Here is a 16,240-nt window from a genome sequence, read left to right as displayed (position 1 = left end):
TATTTCCTTCTAATATTCTTATATATCCTGATTCTGAATAAAATACTCCTTCACTATATGTCCATAATTCTATAGTATCTTCTATTACATCATTATTAATATCTTCTTTTACAGTTTGTTTCAATTCATATCCGTTTAAGTCTACATCATTTTTCTTAAATTCTACTATACTAATATGATCTTCTATTTCAATTGTAGTTTCATTAGATATATCAGTAATATTATCGTTAGTATTCTCTTTTCTACTTTCAATTTCTTTAGTAGATTTTGTACAACCCAATAGCAGTACACTTAAAATAAGTAAAAAACTAAATTTAAGTTTTCCTCTCATTATCACTCTATCCCCCCTATTTGGTAATAATATATTCATTTTATCTCACTATCCATTTATTGTAAAATGGGCAACTAGTTTAGATTCATGCTTCAAACCAGTTGTTTAACTTAATAATTTTCTTAATTTAACCTTATTTGTTCTCTCATTATTTAGTTCTATAAACAAAAAGCAGTTACAAATAAATTGTACTGCTTTTTAGTAAATCTAATCATATCAACATTTTAAATTTTCTTTATCAAATTACCTCCATTAAACTCTAATACGATTTCTTCCTCTAATTCTATCCCTTTATTGAACATTAAGTCATTTTCTTAACCTATTTCATACTGAAGGCTTACTTGTCCATTATAAGGAATTTTCAAGTTTATATTTTCATATGTAACATATTTTCCTTTTCTTATAAAAATTTCGCCAATTTACTCTGTCATTTTTCAATTCCTTTCATTCTTTATTTCTAACCATTAATCATGTAACTAAGTTTCTAATAATTTCTCATAAAATTCTCTTTTGCTTTCGTATCCATTAAAACTGCTTACTGCCATTTCAAATTCCTTTTGACTCCAAAATTCATCTTTATCTATTTTTCTAAATATCTCCTTTATATTGCTCTTAAACGGATTTTGAAAGATCTCTATATGTTTAACCCTATTACTTTCAGAGAGTAAAACAAAATATATATCATCTCTAAAATTCAGCTCAAAAAAATTTCTTCTGTCTATTGGATTACATATATTAATCCATTGACCATAAATGCTCTCATAATTGTCATCAAATATAATTAACAGTAAATTTGCTGTAACTCTTCCTATTGTAAAATAACGCATTTCATAATGTATAAATTTATTATTACTTAACTCCTTAATCTTTACATCTTTTTCTTTAATAAAGAAGTGAGCTTGTTCTAGTTTTTCATCTGGGTTTAATAATAACATTTCTCCAAACTTAATAAATTCCAATTCATCATATTTTTCACCTATTGCTATCATTATTTTAATCCTCCATACTTTGTTTAATTACTTTCATACACAATATTTTTAAAAGTAATTAAACCAGCAGTTAATATTTACACCTACTTATTTTACTTATTTATTTCTTTTTATCAATCCTGGAATTCTTTCATTTTCAATTAAGTAATATTTAATCTTATAGTTCTTTAAATTATATACCTCTTCATTGTCCTTGACTTCTGTAGTGACATTAAATTTAATATTGTTTAATTTATATATTTTTCTTTTGGTAGTGCCATCAATTTTTAAAGCAATTATATTTAATAGAGCTAGAGCCATTTTATATTGAGTTTTTTCTATTATTATTGTGAAATTATTAGACTGACTTTTTTCTATTCTATTAGTTATATCTAATAAGGCCCATTGAATTTCATTACGCTTAAAAATCTCCTTAAGAATAACAAAAGTCTCAACTGCTTTAATGTTTCTTCTCATTATTTCATTATTTTTCTTTTCATTAAAATAATTCTTCATGTATAACTCAATATTGCTAAATGAATCTTCAATGGTATTCTTCACATTATTATTTACTTCTTCAAAAAACTTTTCTTTTATTTCACTGTAGTATCTATTTTTAAAAATCTCATAGTCTCTAAATTGAACTTCTTCATAATTACCTTGCTGGAACATCTTTTCTCTTTCATTATAAATTGCATCTAATCTTCCTACCAACACTTCATTTAATACTTCCGTCAATTCCTTCAAAGCTGCTTGTGAATTAATAGTTTTAGCTCTTTTCCCAGCTATGGCTTTCTCAGAATACTTTTTGTAAAATTCGTCTCTCTTATTATTTTCATAATCTCTTAAATTTTTATAATGTTTTTGATCTATCTCAATTAAAGATGCTATATCTGAAGAATTCATATCTAAAGTATCAATTATCTCTATTAACCTATCTAAATCTAATTTTATTTTATTATTTTCATAGTTTATAATTACTTCTTCATTTAATCCAAGTACGTTTCCCAACTCTTTTTGCGTTAAATTTCTAGCAATTCTTGCTTCTCTAATCTTTTCTCCTATGCTAATCATTTTATTAACTTTCCTCCGGCCTTAATAATACACCTATTAATTATAGTAATACTTGTATATTTTTTATACACTTTTATAACTTTATTTTTATATCTAAGCAATATTTAATTATAATCAATAAACTTATTTATTACATTAATAATAAAAGCCATAATAAGCTCCTTTTTAAAAAGTAAACTTATTATAGCTCTTTAATTAAATACTATTTTTCATCTAAATATAAATCCCATATTTTTAAATTAACATCTGTCTTACCATGGGCAAAAATGCTTATGTTACTACTATCTTTAGCTGTAAAGATTCTTGCTGTAAATACTTCTTCTCCATCATTAACAAATACCTCTATTGATGATGTATCAACAAAGATTTGTAATTTTAAATTTTTACCTTCATATGGACATTTTCTTTCTCTACCATACTCTACTGCAAAATCTTGTCCTGAATTACTTCTATCTAAAACTAATTTCTTTTCTTCTAAATCATAGTAAAATACTGTTTCTTCTTTTAGTCCTTTTCTTAATTTAACACCTATTCTCTTGCCTGTAATATTCTCAAAATTACATTCCATTTCATATACATTTTCCTTAAAATCTTCTATGATAGTTTCCTCATTATTTAAAGTATATGTCATGGCTCTTTCATTTCTTCTTAATGATATAAGCTCTCTTACTGGCTTTTGTAGTAGTTTATCACCTTTTAAACTTAACTCTCTTGGAATAGTTAAACAATGTGCCCATCCATTTTCATCTGTAGGGTATGCTATTTCAGGTAATCCCATCCAACCAACTAATATATATCTTCCATCTGGTGCTTTTGTAGTTTGTGGAGCATAGAAATCAAATCCTCTATCTAATTCTCTAAATTCTCCATGATTAAATTCTAAAGTTTCAAAGTTAATCTTATTACCTATTAAATAACCTGATTGGAAAATATTTCTGTACTTATCACCATCAGCTTCTAACCCTTGTGGTGAGAATATAAGAACACCTTTATCATCAAGCTTTATGTAATCAGGACATTCCCACATAAATCCATTACCAAAGAAGCTTGTCTTTATTTCACCTTTATAATTCCAATTTATTAAATCAGCTGATTCATATACTGCTATAGTACCAAGATTTCCTTCTTTTCTTTCAGCTCCTATTACAAAGTAATATTTATCATTTTCCTTAAAGACTTTAGGATCTCTAAAATTATCAGTATATATTTCTGGTAATTCTTCTACAATAGCTTTTGGATGCTTAGTTATTTTCCCTTCTTCATCCATAATAGCTAAACATTGATATGGATGTCTTTCCCATTTATCATTTCTTGTATTTCCTGTGTAAAATAAATATAATTTATCATTTTCAGCTAATCCACTACCAGAAAATGCTCCATGACTTTCAAAGTACTCACTAGGAATAATACCAACGCCACAATCATTCCAATGTACTAAATCTTTTGATGAAACATGATACCAGTGTTTAATTCCATGTACAGGCCCTAAAGGAAACCATTGATAAAATAAATGATACTCTCCATTAAAATATGCAAAACCATTAGGATCATTTAATAATCCTGTTGTAGGCTGAATATGAAATTTTTGTCTATATGGGCAAGTATCTACCTTTTCTTTTAATGCTGACATTTCTTCATCACTTGCTTCTAATATTGTTCTATAACGTTCTTCTCTTGTCCACTCTTTCATGAAAATTTCTCTCCTTTTATATAAACTATTAATCTAATAAACTGAAATCATTAAGCCAAAAATAGAAGGTATTAGATTATAATCTAATTCCTCCTATTTATAGCTTCATAACATTATGCCACTTCTAAGTTTTGTTTCTTTGCTGTAGTCTTAGCTAAAATAATAGTAGATGCCACTGCCACAGCCATAGAAATAGCCATACCTATTATATAATTTATCATTGAATCTGGTCTTATTGATATTATACCTGGTAAACCTGCAGCCCCTGGAGCTAATGCTAATACTTTAGTTAACATTATATATGCACTTGAAACTGCTGTTCCTATCATTGCTCCATAGAATGGATAACGTAATTTTAAATTAACTCCAAATATAGCTGGTTCAGTAATTCCAAGTAAAGCTGAAATACCTGATGCTGATGCTATACCTTTCATTTTATTATCATTTTTAAGAACAAGAAGTACTGATAAAGCTGCTGCCCCTTGTGCTACATTTGACATTGCTGCAACTGGGAAAATAAATGATCCACCTGTTGTTGCTATATCTGCTAGCAATTGAGTTTCAACGGCTGTAAAGCTGTGATGCATACCTGTTATAACTATTGGTGCATAGAAGAATCCAAAAATAGCTCCACCTATTGGTCCTAATGTATTAATTAAACCTATTAATCCTGCAGTGATTCCATCACCAGCTAATCTCATTACTGGTCCTATAGCTACAAATGTTAATAATCCTGTGATAAATACTGTAAATAATGGCGTTAAAAGATTATCTAAAATTGATGGTACTATCTTATGTAATGCCTTTTCAACTTTTGCTAATACAAAAGATGATGCTAAAACTGGTAGTACTGTTCCTTGATATCCTACTTTAAGAATAGAGAAACCTAATATATTCCAATATGGTACACTTCCTTCAATAACTGCTGCTGGATAGCTATAACCATTTAATAAATCTCCATGAATCATTAAAGCTCCTATACAAGCTCCTAAATATGGATTACCACCAAATACCTTAGTAGCTGAGAATCCTAAGAATATTGGTAAGAATGCAAATCCTGTATTGGCAAATGTATTAATCATTTCTGCTAAATCTTTAAATTGTGGATGAGCCTCAATTAAAGATTGTCCTTCTATAAATAAACCTTGAGAAGTTAAAATATTATTTATACCCATCAATAATCCTGCAGCCACAAGAATTGGAAGTACCGGTACAAAAACATCTGCTAAAGATTTAATTAATCTTTGAACTGGATTTAGCTTTTTATCAGCTTCTTTCTTTAATTCTTCTTTACTTCCTTCAGATATATCTGCCATTTTAATTAATTCTTTATAAACTTCATTAACAACACCCGAACCTAAAATTATTTGGAATTGTCCTGAAGTATTAAAATTACCTTTTACTGCTGGCATTTCTTCAATTGCTTTAATGTTAATTTTCTTATCATCTTTAAGGACTAATCTTAATCTTGTAGCACAATGTGCAGCGCTAACTATATTTTCTTTTCCCCCTACATTTTCTAATATTTCTTTACTTATTTGATTGTAATTTTTACTCATGTCCATCTCCCCTTTGCGACAAAAGATTTTTATTGGTAATTATTTCATAAATTGAAACGTTTCATTTTTTCTATGTTTAAATATTAATACGTTTTCATCATTAAGTCAAGTATTTTTTTAAAAGAAGAATTTCCCAAAAAATTTTAATTCGGGAAATCTTTTTCTTAATATTTATTTAGTTGTATATCCTTTTATAAAACTTATTGGAAGAATTACCTTCTTTTCCACTGGTTTATCTTCAATTATATTTATTAATGCTTCCACTGATTTTTTAGCCATAAGTTCAATTGGTTGCCTTATGGTGGATATTTTAAATTCATCTTGGTTAAATGATCTACTTCCATCAAAACCAATGACTTGAACATCCTTTGGCACATTAACATTTATATTTTCCAGCCTTTTAATAAAATCCAATGCATGTCTATCAGTTACTGCAAAAACTCCATCTATCTTTATCTTTTCTTTAAAATTTTCCTCAATAAATTCATCTAGTAAAATTTCAAACTCATTGGCACTTCCTAGTAATTCACATATACTATAATTAATATTATTTTCTGTGCAATAGCTTATAAATCCTTCTTTTCTTTTTCTTGTGGCATTATCTATTTTCGATCCACGACCTATATAAGCTATATTTTTACAACCAGCTTCAATAAGCTTTTCTGCTGCTAATTTTCCACCTTGAAAGTTATCACTGGAAATATATGTTATATCCTTAGAGAAATATCTATCTATACTTACAAATGGTATTTTTTCTGAAACATATTCATCTATATTACTATAGGTTATTGCAATAATCCCATCCATCTTATTTTGTTTAGCCATAGATATATATTCTATTTCACTTTGCTGATTTTTTTCAGAATTACATAAAATCATCTTCATGCCTACTTCTCTTAGGCATTTCTCAATATTATAAGCTAATTCGCTGAAAAAAGGATGCCAAATTGTTGGTAAAATTACAGCTACAGTATTAGTTTTATTAATTTTTAAACCCCTAGCATAAACATTAGGCTCATACTTTAATTTTTTTATAGCCTCTTCTACTAAAACCTTTGTTTCTGATTTAACTGGTATATTGTTAATAACCTTAGAAACTGTACCTACTGCTACCCCTGCTTCTTTTGCAACATCTTTCATTGTGGCCATATTTACATACTCCCTTGTCTATCGTTTTATTACCAATTTTAATTATATTAATAAATAAAAAATCAGTAAATGCAATTTACACATTTACTGATTTTTTTAATTTTAGCCTAAGATTTTCTATGGTATCAATACTAAACTACTTTCTCTCTAATTGAGTAGCTTATATTTATTCTGCTATATACCTTATATAAGTAATAACCTAAAAGTCCACTAATGGTATTACAAAGTAAATCCATGGTATCAAAGGATCTACTTAAATTAGCAACTAAATATGACAAAACAACCTGGCTACATTCAATAAATAAAGATATTGCAAAGGCCATTGCTATAATTTGATTTATTTTAAAAGTAACATCCCTAAAATGATAGCAAATAAAAAATATAAATGGAGATAATAAAATTAAATTACCACCTACATTGGTAATTACCTCACTTATACCACCAATCCTATAAATACTGATAGTACTTTCCCAAGGTATTAAGTGAATTTTAGCTAATTTCCTTATGACGTTTTTACCCAAGGCTAAAGGTATTGGAAAATATACCACTGCAGCTAAAATAGTGATATATAAGCTAAAAATTAAATGCATAACCTTTTCTTTAATCTTATGGTCAAACTCTCTATATATTATTAATTTAACTAGCACTTTTAAATTTAAAAGTAAAATAATTGCTGACATTACTGAAATAAATTCTATTCTTGTTATAGTAAATATAATATCACCTTCTATTCATAACTATTATTATTTTATATTTACTAATTATATCCAAATATTTTCCATAAATTCACTTATAATAGCATATTTATTGATAATTATAATTATTAATATCAATACTGTGGTGATATTTTCACCAGTTTAATTCTTTATTTATTATTTCTTATCTTCATTCATTCTCTCATTAACATAGCTTTCAACAACAGTTCTGATTTCACTAAAATGCTTATTAGTACTATCTATCTTAGATTGAAACTTCATCATTTCATTTAAATACCCTTGCTTCACTGTAATTTTTATGCTTTCATCATATATTAGTCCAAATACCAATGAAATATGACCTACTCTATTATCTACTGCTGTCTTTTTTAAACTTCTTTTAATTTTATCTTTTCAATATTGCTATAATATTTTTCAACATATTCATTAAAAACTCTCTTTGCTTTTTCCTTATTTATTTTCATATTTTATTACCTTTTTATTTAATTATTTCCACAAACTTTCTGCTACAAACATTTTTAAATTAAAAAATAAGTACCTATCTTCAAAGGTACTTATTTGATATGTCATATTTATTCTTTTAATTCAAATCTTTTATGAAGCTTCCATGTGTTATCCTGCCACTTATATATGGAAATATTATTTAATAAAACATTATAATTACAATTGAATTGATTGATCCATTGCCACATTTCATCAAATACGAAAGAAACTTTTTTAGATGAAACTGTTACGTGAAATATTGCATTTTCACCTTCATGGCTTCCAAAGCTTATATAATTTACTTCTTTTATGGCCTTTACAAAACCTTTATGAAAATCTCTCATTTCCTTATTTTCAATAACATTCATATAAATAACTCTATTATCAAAATGTTCAAACCCCTTAATTTCATAAGGTATTGCTTTTTTGTCTTTAATATATTTTTCTATTGCCTCTTCTAATACTTCTATAGGCTCTTCCGTTTCAAAAGGTGCTTTTAAGGTAATATGTGCAGGTAACTTTGATGATTTAACCTTAAACTTTTCAAATGCTTCAGCACTAAGTTTTTTATTAAAAACTCCTGCTTCTCCATCCGCCACTGTCACAACAACATATCTCATACTCTATCTCCTTTTATTTTACTATTGACTAATAAAGTAGTTTACTTTATTATCTTTTCAAATTATATAATAATTAAAAAGAAAGTCTACACCTTTTGATGTAAACTTTTCTTTTATACTTATATTATTGTATTTTTGTATTTTTTAATTCTTCCAATCTATTTTGTAAATTAGAAGATTCACTTTCTAAATTACTAATATTCTTTTTTAAATTTTCTATTTGCGATTCTAAACTTGATTTCTCTGATTCTTTCTTATATACTTGTGCTTCTACGCTCTCTAAAGAAAATTTCATATTTTCTACCTCTTTTGAATTATCCCTTTTTCCAAAGTCTAAAAACATAAAACCTATAAGAAAAGTAATAATACAAAGTAATATACTCTTATTTCTGTAAGAGCTCATTTTATTTTCCTTTTTAAAATTATTTTCCATTGTATTTCCCCCTAATAACACTTAGAACATGGGTCTAAGCCTCTTGCTTCAGCACTTTCTCTTGTAACTTGTGAAACATATTTTGAATTCCCACAATTTCCATGACTATGGTATTTTGAACCTGTTTTTGTTATCCAAACCATAGATCCTATATTATCTTCATTTACCGTTGCCACATATCCATTTGATGAACTTGCATAATTTTGACTAGCTGCTAGCCTTTCCGCTTCTTCTCTGGCAGCTTGTTCAGCTGCTATTCTGGCTGCTTCTTCCTTAGCTGCTTGTTCTGCTGCTAGTCTTTCTCTTTCAGCCTTAGCTTTTTCTTCAGATGCTATTCTACTTTCTTCTGTGGCTATCTGAGTTTTTAAAGAACTTACTGTAGTAGTTAATGTTGTATGCTTGGTAGTTAATTCATCTTTAGTTGCAGTAAGCTTATGGATATGTTCTTCAAGCTCATTATATTCATTGTTACATTGGTTAACTTGCTCTGAAATTGCTGCAATTGCTTTAATATTATTATTATGTTCTTCTTTAGAAATATTTAATGTTGTACCAACACTTATCCCTAAAATTAAAGATAAAGCAGTTGCAATAGTCCTTTTCTTATTTTCCTTAACTGCTGTAACTATTTTTTCTTTAATAACCTCTTTCTTATTACTTTATCATAAAACTTCCTTTAATTTTTCTATAAAAGGTATATCTGCCGGTGCAAATTTAAAGTTTTCTACTTCAGATATACTTATCCATTTTGCTTCATCATGGACACTTAGCTTTATTTCTCCTGAAATCACTGTGGCAAAATACGCCATAAGCTTTACTGTTACATTAGGATATTCATAGATACTTGTCTCTATGTAATTACCTATTTCAGTTTCAATTTTTAATTCTTCCACCAGTTCTCTTTTTAGAGCTTCTTCTGGCGTTTCCCCTTGCTCTACTTTTCCACCTGGAAATTCCCACATTCCTTCAAGCTTTAACTTAGGCGCTCTTCTTGTTATTAAAAACTTATTATCCTTCACTATTACAGCAGCTACTACATCTATCATCACTTAATTCTCCTTTGTACTTTTAATTTATTATATATTATTTATTTCATAAGCAAAAGCCTCAGCAAATGCTGAGGCTCTATTTTCTAATGGCAATGTCCACCACAATGTTTGCAATCACAACCACATTGAATAGATTTACCTTGTTTCTTATCTTTTATCATTTTTCTAACAATTAAGCTTACTATTGCTAATAATGCAAGTCCTACTATAGCAGTTCCCATATGAATCCCTCCATATTATCAATTTAAGATTTACTCTGCCTTTAAATTTACAGTTAAGTTTTCGCTTTCCTTATATGGTCTAAAAAATAAATATAAAAAGATAACTATTACAATAAATGCTGCCACTGTACCTATACCAAATGTTCCTGCTGTAAATAACATACCTATTTGATAAACACATAATGATACGCAATAAGCTAGCACTGTCTGATAACCGATGGCAAACCAGAACCATTTAGCATTATTCATTTCTCTCTTAATAGCTCCCATTGCTGCAAAACATGGTGCACATAAAAGATTAAATATTAAGAATGAATATGCTGCAAGTGCAGTCATGCTAGCTGCAAGTGTTCCCCAAATTTCAACTCCATCTTCAGCAACTTCACCAAATCCATAAAGTATACCAAATGTTCCAACAACATTTTCTTTTGCAATAAGACCTGTAATTGCTGCCACTGCTGCTTTCCAATTTCCCCAGCCAAGTGGTTTGAATAGCGGTGCTAAAATACTTCCAATGGCTGCTAAAATACTGTCATTCATATCATCTACCATTCCAAATCCACCATTAGCAAAGCCAAAGTTTTGAGCAAACCAAATAAATATTGTAGAAAGTAAAATTATTGTTCCAGCTTTCTTAATAAATGACCATCCACGTTCCCACATACTTCTTAGAATATTTGAAACTGTTGGCATGTGGTATGCTGGTAATTCAATAACAAATGGTGCTGGATCTCCTGCAAACATCTTTGTTTTCTTTAATATAATTCCTGAACAAATAATTGCTGCTATTCCTACAAAATAAGCACTTGGTGCTACCCATGATGCTCCATTAAATAATGCTCCTGCAATTAAAGCAATAATTGGAAGCTTGGCACTACATGGAATAAATGTGGTGGTCATGATAGTCATTTTACGGTCTCTATCATTTTCGATAGTTCTTGAGGCCATTATTCCAGGAACTCCACATCCTGTTCCAATAAGCATTGGAATAAATGACTTTCCTGAAAGTCCAAACTTACGGAAAATTCTATCCATGATAAAGGCTATTCTTGCCATATATCCACAAGATTCAAGGAATGCTAAGAAAGCAAATAACACAAGCATTTGTGGTACAAACCCAAGTACTGCTCCCACACCGCTGATAATACCATCAACAAGAAGCCCTGATAGCCATGGAGCACAATTTATGGTATCTAAGCCATTTTGCGCTGCTGGAATAATCCACTGACCAAATAAAGTATCATTTGTCCAATCTGTTAAAATTGAACCTACTGTTGTAACGGAAACATAATAAACTATAAACATTACTGCTGCAAAAATAGGAAGTGCTAACCATCTATTTGTTACTATGGTATCAATCTTATCTGAAACAGTATGTCCACCTTTATTCTTTCTTACAAAACAATCTTCTATAATAGATGAAATATATACATACCTTTCATTGGTAATGATACTTTCTGCATCATCGTCCATTTCATCTTCACATCTCTTAATATCTGCCTCCACATGAGTAGCTATTTTTTCTGCTATTTTTAATTGTTCAATAACTTTTTCATCACGCTCAAATATCTTAATGGCATACCAACGTTGTTGCTCTTCTGGTAAATTATGAAGCACTGCTTCTTCAATATGTGCTAAGGCATGTTCAACGCATCCAGCAAATTTATGTTTTGGACTTTGAACCACTTTACTTTTAGCAACTTCCACAGCTTTATTGGCTGCTTCCATCACTCCCGTTCCCTTTAATGCTGAAATTTCAACTACTGTGCAGCCAAGTTCCTTAGCTAAATTCTTCGTATTCAGCTTATCTCCGTTCTTTGCAACAATATCCATCATATTTACCGCTACCACCACTGGAATACCTAGTTCCATAAGCTGAGTAGTTAAATATAAATTTCTTTCAAGGTTAGTTCCATCTATGATATTTAAAATTACATCTGGACGCTCTTGAATTAAATAATTTCTTGTTACTACCTCTTCTAAAGTATATGGAGATAAGGAATAAATACCTGGCAAATCCATTATTATGGTATCTTTACTTCCTTTTAATCTTCCTTCTTTCTTTTCTACCGTAACACCAGGCCAATTACCTACAAATTGATTTGAACCTGTAAGACCATTGAATAGTGTTGTCTTACCGCAATTAGGATTACCGGCTAAGGCAATTTTTATTGTCATTTTATCCATCACTTCTTTCTTCTATAATAATAGTTTTAAATCCTTTGTTATGCTAATTAATATCTAGAATCATTCTCATTGAATTTCTATAAAAATTATTCAACTTCAATGATTTCTGCATCTGCTTTACGAAGTGATAACTCATATCCTCTCACAGTAACTTCAATAGGATCTCCTAAAGGTGCTACCTTTCTTATATATATCTCTATCCCTTTTGTAATTCCCATATCCATAATACGTCTCTTTACTGGACCTACACCAACTATTTTTTTTACTTTTACAGTGTTTCCACATGCTATATCTCTTAAAGTTTTCATATTTACTCCTTTTATTTGCAAAATTTATACCATAATTTTATTAGCCATATCCTTACCAATGGCAACTCTTGAATCCTTAACTTCCACAATCATGTTGCCTTTTATTTCCGATATAACTGTAACTGCAGCTCCTACAACGAACCCTATATTACCTAAAAACTTTCTAACTTCTTCTTTTCCACCAACTCTTTTTATTATATTGGCTTCACCTTTCTTAACCATTGATAAAGGCATCCTCAATCATCCTCTTTCCTAATATTGATAATCATTTTCATTTACTATATTATTAGTATACATTCACTTCCATAACATGTCAATACATCATTTATTTTTTTTCTTACATATATTTAAATTTATATATTATTTTTCTAATCAAAAAAACACCTACAAGCTGCAAGTGTTTAAATGATAATCTTCTATTAATATTTTTATATGAAAAATGTTTTCTCCTAAAAATAAGTACTTGCAAAAAGCAAGTACTTAACTATATTCTAATTCATTAGAGCTATTACCATTTCCTCTATGTCAAATACATCATTTGTTTCAAAAAGTTCTGATAAGGCTTCTATATTTTCTTCTAAATGTTCAATGTCTTTAGAATATGTATGAGCTATATCTACCATGTCTTCATCAGTGAACTCATTATTTTCTATATATCTCACCACAGCCAGCTCTCTTATGATCATATAACTTACAAGAGCAGTCTTTATTTTTGCTAATATGTCATAATCAAATACAGCTTTCATAAAATATCTAAATACAAAGTAAACTAATATGTTTTCAAATTTATATAACTTATCCTTGTAATATTCTTCAAACTGCCTATGCTTTATTATGTATAATTCTTCATCTTCATCAGTTTGCCAAAAATATCTTAAGGCATCGTTAAGACCTAAAGGATCATCTGGAGTTATATGTTTTAAATCTTTAAAGACTTTGAAATACTCATGCATATCATCATACTTTGAACCTTCATTATCTCTATACTCTTCCAATTCATTTATAAGTTCTTCTAAAAATCCTTTATCTAGATATTTCTCTCTTACAGATTTTATTTCCTTAATTTCACTTTCATCTATTTTTTCTTGAATTTCATCAACAAATAAAAGTGCCACAACAGCTCTTTTTCTTAAATCAATAGTTCTATCCTGGATTATATCCATTACTATCTTTCTACTTTGAAGTAATTCTATAAAAAGCTGTGCATTTATATCATTATATGAACTTACAACTTCATTATTTTCACTTAATTCAAACTCTACTTTTTTTGAATTATTAAGCATTATTCTTGCTGCTTCTGGACATGAAAGTGATATTCCTACTTCTCTTAAAGAACCAAATTCTTCTGTGTATCTAGGATATTGCTGACATGTATAACAAAGGTTCTCCTCACCAATGTTTATATATATGTCACAAGTCTTTTCTTCATTTAAAAATGGACAATTATTACCTTTAAGGACAAATATATTTTCTCCTGCTTCATGAACTATTTCACTTCTTAATCTATCCCCAAATTCTCCTTGCACATTTTTATAACGATCATATGTAGCATCATCTATTACTATTCCCCAGCCTGCACAGCATGTATCTTCACATTTTGATGCTATACATTTAAAATCCTTAAAGTATTCTGGGACTCTAATTTTCATTTCTTATTCCTCGTTTATAATTTAATTATTTATTTTCACTTTTATATTCATTATAGAAGTTTATTAATATTTCATACTCTTCATCTGATAAGAATTTACTTTCATGTTTTTCATTAATTTCCACATCAGTAAAATTCAAAAATCTTACCTTATTCTTATATAATTCAATTAATCCTAATCTTACATTGTTATTTTCACTCATTTTTATTTCTCCTTTTCTTCTTATATTTTAAATCTTGCCATACCATATACAAATTCATTTGTTGCATCTAGTGGCTCATCATTAATCAATATAATATCACATTCTTGGCAAATATCATATAAAATACTCCCGATAAATGGATTTCTCACTACTACTTCCTTAGGTCTACCATTTTGCATTATAAAACCTATAAACATATTTAAAAGTATATTTTCTTCATCATCATGAGGATTCATTAACTGTTGCCCTAATACCATTCCATTATTATGTTCCATAATTAAAGCAATTTTAGCATTAATCTTTCTATGACTTTTTTCATCATTTATTGCAGTATTTAAATATACCATATCCATTTCTAACGAAATATCTACTTGTGGTTGCTTTTTCATTCTTTGCTTTAAAACTTCATCATTTATAACTAATAAGTAATATTCATTTTCATAAAATGGAAGTTTTGCTTTGGTATTAATATAATTACCATCCTCATCAAATTTACGTAATAGCATTTCACCTTGGTCAAAGTTTACCTTTATTTTTCCTTCCTTAAAATCACGTAAAATTATTACCAGTTCTTTTAGTACTTTAGAAAGTAAAATAGCTTCTTCTTTATTTATTTTATCTGGAACATATCCCTTTTTATATGATTCAAAATATATCCATTGGTTTTTACCTCTAAATTTATGTCCTACTTCCCTAATTATTTTTCTTTCGCCTTCTGTTAATTCATTTCTATCTCCTAAGAACATGCTAATACTATTTTGTTCAAACATAGCATATTCTGGTGGCATACCATATCTTTCACTTTCAATTATAAAAAGAAAATCCTTAAATCCTCTATAACCTACATATGCATTTACCCCGTAACATAAATCCCCATAACCTTGTACTACACAAAAGATTGGTTCTTCCATTTCTTTAAGTTTTATTGCTATAATATCTAAATTGCATAGACTTTTCCAAGGCTCTTCTGTTTTTACCGCCACAGCATTATCATATAGTTCTTGCCAAATATCCATTGTAATTCTTTCACTCATATAATTTCATCCTCTGATTTAAATATTATATTACTTCATTATAAACATATTAGTTATAAATGCTAGTTGTATTTAAATTTCTTTATAAAAAAGCAGTTATACTCTAAAGTACAACTGCTTTATTGGAGGCGCCACCCAGATTTGAACTGGGGAATAAAGGTTTTGCAGACCTCTGCCTTACCACTTGGCTATAGCGCCATTTTCTTCTTCAATAGTATTATATTAGATAGTTAGGCTTTTGTAAACAATTTTTTTGCTATATTTTATAAATTTCCTTCATTTAATTACTTTGATGAAAAAGTCATGCAAAATGATATAACCCATGCTATACATATAACTGCAGTTAATAAAATTAATAAAGGACTTTTCTTCATTGGAGGAAGCTCCTCTTTTCTCTCTTTGATAGAAATTGAATTTAAAGTAATGCTGCATATCATTATCATTATAAATCCTAATAAGACAAATCCCCATGAAATGATTCTTTCACAGTACATAAAATTTATAATTGTACTACATGCTACTAGGATTAATATTATTTTATAAATTATTCCTTTAATATCTTTCATA

20 protein-coding genes and 1 tRNA gene are annotated in these 16,240 nt (G+C 28.6%); all 21 read right to left on the bottom strand.

Annotated features, from left to right (window positions below; all coding sequences use genetic code 11):
* A partial coding sequence (locus Q5O44_RS02220) for a hypothetical protein (RefSeq protein ID WP_302637144.1) occupies positions 1-337 on the bottom strand: 337 nt, incomplete at its 3' end.
* Between the two features lie 470 nt (positions 338-807).
* Entirely contained in the window at positions 808-1,320 is a 513-nt protein-coding gene (locus Q5O44_RS02215; RefSeq protein WP_022166755.1) for a hypothetical protein, read from the bottom strand.
* Positions 1,321-1,416: 96 nt separating this feature from the next.
* Positions 1,417-2,373 carry a helix-turn-helix domain-containing protein gene (locus Q5O44_RS02210; protein ID WP_022166754.1) on the bottom strand — a complete coding sequence of 319 codons (957 nt, stop codon included), beginning with the start codon at positions 2,371-2,373 and terminating at the stop codon, positions 1,417-1,419.
* Positions 2,374-2,575: 202 nt separating this feature from the next.
* Positions 2,576-4,063 (bottom strand): sucrose-6-phosphate hydrolase, encoded by a 1,488-nt coding sequence (locus tag Q5O44_RS02205; RefSeq protein WP_022166753.1) that lies wholly within the window; start codon positions 4,061-4,063, stop codon positions 2,576-2,578.
* A 113-nt stretch (positions 4,064-4,176) separates the two neighbouring features.
* Positions 4,177-5,622 carry a sucrose-specific PTS transporter subunit IIBC gene (locus tag Q5O44_RS02200; protein ID WP_022166752.1) on the bottom strand — a complete coding sequence of 482 codons (1,446 nt, stop codon included), beginning with the start codon at positions 5,620-5,622 and terminating at the stop codon, positions 4,177-4,179.
* 171 nt (positions 5,623-5,793) lie between these two features.
* Positions 5,794-6,771, bottom strand: a complete 978-nt coding sequence (locus tag Q5O44_RS02195) for a LacI family DNA-binding transcriptional regulator (RefSeq protein WP_022166751.1) — start codon at positions 6,769-6,771, stop codon at positions 5,794-5,796.
* A gap of 131 nt (positions 6,772-6,902) precedes the next feature.
* Positions 6,903-7,451, bottom strand: coding sequence for a VanZ family protein (locus Q5O44_RS02190; protein WP_022166750.1), 549 nt, complete (start codon positions 7,449-7,451; stop codon positions 6,903-6,905).
* A 192-nt stretch (positions 7,452-7,643) separates the two neighbouring features.
* Positions 7,644-7,817, bottom strand: coding sequence for a hypothetical protein (locus Q5O44_RS02185; protein ID WP_022166749.1), 174 nt, complete (start codon positions 7,815-7,817; stop codon positions 7,644-7,646).
* 242 nt (positions 7,818-8,059) lie between these two features.
* Positions 8,060-8,590, bottom strand: a complete 531-nt coding sequence (locus tag Q5O44_RS02180; RefSeq protein ID WP_022166747.1) for a 2'-5' RNA ligase family protein — start codon at positions 8,588-8,590, stop codon at positions 8,060-8,062.
* Between the two features lie 124 nt (positions 8,591-8,714).
* The gene (locus Q5O44_RS02175; RefSeq protein ID WP_022166746.1) at positions 8,715-9,023 is read right to left on the bottom strand and encodes a DUF4094 domain-containing protein; all 309 of its coding nucleotides are present in this window, start codon (positions 9,021-9,023) and stop codon (positions 8,715-8,717) included.
* A gap of 11 nt (positions 9,024-9,034) precedes the next feature.
* The gene (locus Q5O44_RS02170; RefSeq protein ID WP_291662734.1) at positions 9,035-9,199 is read right to left on the bottom strand and encodes a hypothetical protein; all 165 of its coding nucleotides are present in this window, start codon (positions 9,197-9,199) and stop codon (positions 9,035-9,037) included.
* 486 nt (positions 9,200-9,685) lie between these two features.
* Positions 9,686-10,069, bottom strand: coding sequence for an 8-oxo-dGTP diphosphatase MutT (gene mutT / locus Q5O44_RS02165; RefSeq protein ID WP_022166745.1), 384 nt, complete (start codon positions 10,067-10,069; stop codon positions 9,686-9,688).
* A gap of 86 nt (positions 10,070-10,155) precedes the next feature.
* Complete coding sequence (locus Q5O44_RS02160; protein ID WP_022166744.1) at positions 10,156-10,293, bottom strand: FeoB-associated Cys-rich membrane protein; 138 nt, start codon at positions 10,291-10,293, stop codon at positions 10,156-10,158.
* A 30-nt stretch (positions 10,294-10,323) separates the two neighbouring features.
* Positions 10,324-12,471, bottom strand: coding sequence for a ferrous iron transport protein B (gene feoB / locus Q5O44_RS02155; RefSeq protein ID WP_022166743.1), 2,148 nt, complete (start codon positions 12,469-12,471; stop codon positions 10,324-10,326).
* A gap of 95 nt (positions 12,472-12,566) precedes the next feature.
* Positions 12,567-12,788, bottom strand: coding sequence for a FeoA domain-containing protein (locus Q5O44_RS02150; RefSeq protein ID WP_022166742.1), 222 nt, complete (start codon positions 12,786-12,788; stop codon positions 12,567-12,569).
* Positions 12,789-12,812: 24 nt separating this feature from the next.
* Positions 12,813-13,022, bottom strand: a complete 210-nt coding sequence (locus Q5O44_RS02145) for a FeoA family protein (protein WP_022166741.1) — start codon at positions 13,020-13,022, stop codon at positions 12,813-12,815.
* A gap of 257 nt (positions 13,023-13,279) precedes the next feature.
* A complete protein-coding gene (gene fliB / locus Q5O44_RS02140; RefSeq protein ID WP_022166740.1) occupies positions 13,280-14,437 on the bottom strand; it encodes a flagellin lysine-N-methylase in 1,158 nt (385 codons plus the stop codon).
* Between the two features lie 25 nt (positions 14,438-14,462).
* Positions 14,463-14,639 (bottom strand): hypothetical protein, encoded by a 177-nt coding sequence (locus tag Q5O44_RS02135; RefSeq protein WP_022166739.1) that lies wholly within the window; start codon positions 14,637-14,639, stop codon positions 14,463-14,465.
* 20 nt (positions 14,640-14,659) lie between these two features.
* Positions 14,660-15,673, bottom strand: a complete 1,014-nt coding sequence (locus tag Q5O44_RS02130; protein ID WP_022166738.1) for a hypothetical protein — start codon at positions 15,671-15,673, stop codon at positions 14,660-14,662.
* A 123-nt stretch (positions 15,674-15,796) separates the two neighbouring features.
* Positions 15,797-15,871, bottom strand: a tRNA-Cys gene (locus Q5O44_RS02125).
* A gap of 86 nt (positions 15,872-15,957) precedes the next feature.
* Entirely contained in the window at positions 15,958-16,239 is a 282-nt protein-coding gene (locus Q5O44_RS02120) for a hypothetical protein (protein ID WP_022166737.1), read from the bottom strand.
* Position 16,240: the final 1 nt, after the last annotated feature.

Source organism: Clostridium sp. CAG:221, assembly GCA_000435835.1.
Lineage (GTDB): Bacteria > Bacillota > Clostridia > Clostridiales > Clostridiaceae > Clostridium.
This window is presented reverse-complemented; position numbering and strand designations above follow the sequence as displayed.

What these genes read in the sequence shown, in the direction of transcription:
- Q5O44_RS02200 (WP_022166752.1), bottom strand. Translation starts at nt 5,622, where the DNA reads ATGAGTAAAAATTACAATCAAATAAGTAAAGAAATATTAGAAAATGTA.
- Q5O44_RS02175 (WP_022166746.1), bottom strand. Translation starts at nt 9,023, where the DNA reads ATGGAAAATAATTTTAAAAAGGAAAATAAAATGAGCTCTTACAGAAAT.
- Q5O44_RS02195 (WP_022166751.1), bottom strand. Translation starts at nt 6,771, where the DNA reads ATGGCCACAATGAAAGATGTTGCAAAAGAAGCAGGGGTAGCAGTAGGT.
- Q5O44_RS02205 (WP_022166753.1), bottom strand. Translation starts at nt 4,063, where the DNA reads ATGAAAGAGTGGACAAGAGAAGAACGTTATAGAACAATATTAGAAGCA.
- Q5O44_RS02150 (WP_022166742.1), bottom strand. Translation starts at nt 12,788, where the DNA reads ATGAAAACTTTAAGAGATATAGCATGTGGAAACACTGTAAAAGTAAAA.
- Q5O44_RS02180 (WP_022166747.1), bottom strand. Translation starts at nt 8,590, where the DNA reads ATGAGATATGTTGTTGTGACAGTGGCGGATGGAGAAGCAGGAGTTTTT.
- fliB (WP_022166740.1), bottom strand. Translation starts at nt 14,437, where the DNA reads ATGAAAATTAGAGTCCCAGAATACTTTAAGGATTTTAAATGTATAGCA.
- Q5O44_RS02130 (WP_022166738.1), bottom strand. Translation starts at nt 15,673, where the DNA reads ATGAGTGAAAGAATTACAATGGATATTTGGCAAGAACTATATGATAAT.
- Q5O44_RS02120 (WP_022166737.1), bottom strand. Translation starts at nt 16,239, where the DNA reads ATGAAAGATATTAAAGGAATAATTTATAAAATAATATTAATCCTAGTA.
- mutT (WP_022166745.1), bottom strand. Translation starts at nt 10,069, where the DNA reads ATGATAGATGTAGTAGCTGCTGTAATAGTGAAGGATAATAAGTTTTTA.
- Q5O44_RS02210 (WP_022166754.1), bottom strand. Translation starts at nt 2,373, where the DNA reads ATGATTAGCATAGGAGAAAAGATTAGAGAAGCAAGAATTGCTAGAAAT.
- feoB (WP_022166743.1), bottom strand. Translation starts at nt 12,471, where the DNA reads ATGACAATAAAAATTGCCTTAGCCGGTAATCCTAATTGCGGTAAGACA.
- Q5O44_RS02145 (WP_022166741.1), bottom strand. Translation starts at nt 13,022, where the DNA reads ATGCCTTTATCAATGGTTAAGAAAGGTGAAGCCAATATAATAAAAAGA.
- Q5O44_RS02135 (WP_022166739.1), bottom strand. Translation starts at nt 14,639, where the DNA reads ATGAGTGAAAATAACAATGTAAGATTAGGATTAATTGAATTATATAAG.
- Q5O44_RS02160 (WP_022166744.1), bottom strand. Translation starts at nt 10,293, where the DNA reads ATGGGAACTGCTATAGTAGGACTTGCATTATTAGCAATAGTAAGCTTA.
- Q5O44_RS02215 (WP_022166755.1), bottom strand. Translation starts at nt 1,320, where the DNA reads ATGATAGCAATAGGTGAAAAATATGATGAATTGGAATTTATTAAGTTT.
- Q5O44_RS02190 (WP_022166750.1), bottom strand. Translation starts at nt 7,451, where the DNA reads ATGTCAGCAATTATTTTACTTTTAAATTTAAAAGTGCTAGTTAAATTA.